Annotated in this window: 3 protein-coding genes; all 3 read left to right on the top strand. The window is 39.7% G+C overall.

The features are described 5' to 3' along the window. Positions 1-51: 51 nt before the first annotated feature. On the top strand, positions 52-1,842 hold the full coding sequence (locus PT85_RS17850; RefSeq protein ID WP_039607237.1) for a GmrSD restriction endonuclease domain-containing protein: 1,791 nt from the start codon (positions 52-54) through the stop codon (positions 1,840-1,842). A 117-nt stretch (positions 1,843-1,959) separates the two neighbouring features. After that, positions 1,960-2,256, top strand: a complete 297-nt coding sequence (locus PT85_RS16160; protein WP_039607236.1) for a hypothetical protein — start codon at positions 1,960-1,962, stop codon at positions 2,254-2,256. A 102-nt stretch (positions 2,257-2,358) separates the two neighbouring features. Further along, positions 2,359-2,561, top strand: a 203-nt coding sequence (locus PT85_RS18215) for a hypothetical protein (RefSeq protein ID WP_214442708.1), incomplete at its 3' end; no start/stop codon positions are given.

Below are 2,561 nucleotides of genomic sequence, written 5' to 3'. Positions count from 1 at the left end.
AGCGCCGGTTAGCTCTACGTTACATTTTTAAATCACGATAATAGGTGAAGAATGCAAGGAAATTTAAGCATTAAAGGAATCCCAGTTCAGAATATCTATTCTCAGTGTCTTTCTGGGAAATATATGATTAATAGAAGATATCAACGAAAACTAGTTTGGGGTCTAGAAGAAAAGCAAAAATTTATAGATTCTTTGCTTCAAGGTTTTCCAATTCCGATGATCATCGCCGCAAACTATATAAAGTCAAATGGCGAAAGTGCATTCGAAATATTGGATGGGATGCAAAGACTGAATGCGATAATTTCGTTCATTGAAGGTGAGTTTCCGGTCAATGGACATTATTACAATTTGGAGTCGGTAGCACAGACTAAAATACAAATGGAAAAAGGTGAGTTGGCTCAGAAAAATCCAACTTTGGATCTCGGTTCTTGTTCAAAAATATTAGATTATCCAGTGCCTTTTTCAATTTGCGATACAAATGATAGCGAGAAAGTTGATGAGAGCTTTAGAAGGATAAATACCGGAGGTAGAACTTTATCAAAGCAAGATGTTAGGCAAGCGGGTGCTTTAGGAAAAATACCAGACCTTATAAGAGACTGCTCTATTTATGTTCGAAAAGATAGCTCCCATTCTAATATTGTCGACCTGAGGAACATGAAGAATATTAGCCTCAGCAATAGGGGGCTGGGTTATGGCATAGATCTTAATAAGGTGTTTTGGGCGAAGCATGGTGTAATAACATATGAGAACATCAGAATGTCTCGCGATGAAGAGCTTGTCGCCCACATAGTTTCCTATATTGCCAATTCAAAAGACGCAGAAACCACATCTAAATATCTAGATTCAATTTATGACTCGTCCTCAAATCAAAGTGAGAGCATAAACATAGCTATAAACAAAATTGGATATGAAACAATATTTAAGCAATTTTGTTTCGTTTTCGATGAAATAAGGAAAACATTAGAAAGTAATAATTCTATATTTAAAGAATTGGTTTTTAGTGATAGACCTAACAAAACGCCAAGCGTATTTCAGGTGGTATACATAGCTTTCTACAAATCCCTAATAGTTCACAATCTAAAGGTCGCAAATTATAAGAATCTTTGTGATTCCCTGAGAAATATTTTTGATATGCATTTGAGGGCTTTGGATGTAGACACAAAGTGGAATTCGAGTGATCGTGAAAAGCTTTCTGAATCGATATTTGGCGTTATAAAGTGTCACTTCAAACCAAAGTCAGGAACAGATAGGCATTTGAGCTCTTGGGTCGAAAGTCTAGAAAATATCCTAAATGAGTCTCGCACAGAACAGGTTTGCTATGATTTTAAAGTCGGGCTCCACAAATTTAGTGATGGCAGCGGAGAGCTAATTGAAGAGACATTTAATAAAATAATTAAAACCTTGTCGGCAATGACAAATTCAAAATCGGGTGACTGCTTTGTAATTCTTGGTGTTGCGGATAAAGAAAAAGATGCAAATCAGCATCTGGATTTTTATAAATCAGAGTACGTTAAATATAACGACTTTTGCATAGTTGGAATTGATGCGGAAGCAAAAAAATATCACGGTTCAATTGAACAGTATGAAAGAAAAGTTCTTCAGATGATTGAAAAACAACCAATTTCGGAAGCCTTCAAACAAGAAATAAAATCGAACCTAGTTACTTTCACCTATAATAACCGTGAAATTTTAATGCTCAAAGCGTCACGATCAGAAAAGCCAGAAAGATATGCTGGTGATATTTTCAAAAGAACTTTATCTCATCTGGAAAAGGTTGATAGGGACTTGGAATTTGACTTTCTAGATTCATTTCGGAGAGAGTCGAAGCAAGCTCAAATGTAACAAGCGGCAGCACGCAGACCCAGCTACGGCACACCAAAATATGGTCGCTATGCTTTTACCATATATTGGTGTGCCGTAGCTGGGCCGGTGTGCCGGGCGTTATATGGCAAGGAAGGTATGAGCCAAATCATTGATCTCGCCACCAACAACGCATTGCTCTCCGGCCTCATACTTGCCGCAATCATCGGCATTATTAGCTGGCTATGGCGCGCACATCAGAACCGTCGAGACAGCAATGCAATCTTCAAATTTCTTACCGCATCTAAGGCAGAGACGCCTCATACCTTTCGCAGCACTGAAGCTATCGCATCTAAAACCAAGCTCACGCAAAGCAGGGTTGAGGAGTTGTGCACCAAGCACAAAAAAATCCAGCGAAACGCTAAAGAAAAGCAGTCATGGAAACTAATTGAGTGAGAGCCATATAACAATGCGCTCAACTTTCGCTCACTCCGTTCGCTGGACGTCCAAAAGCTGCGCTTTTGTCCGCCCGTTAGCTTAATCGTTAGAGCGCAAACCATGAACCGCTCCGCACAACTGGATACACTCGCTGCTTCACTGATGGAACTTACCGAGGTTCTTTCCCTCGATCCACACTGCCAATGGCGGCGTCATTTCGAGCAATGTCTGGCAACTACGAGGCAACTTAATGCCTCTTATACACATCCGACGCTTCCGCAGATACTCATAGTTTATAGCATCTATGTCGCCGTCACTTGCAA

Origin of the sequence: Pseudomonas flexibilis (assembly GCF_000806415.1) — a bacterium.
In the GTDB taxonomy this organism is placed as follows: domain Bacteria; phylum Pseudomonadota; class Gammaproteobacteria; order Pseudomonadales; family Pseudomonadaceae; genus Serpens; species Serpens flexibilis.
Note: the sequence above shows the minus strand (reverse complement) of the source record. Positions and strands in the feature narration are given on the sequence as shown.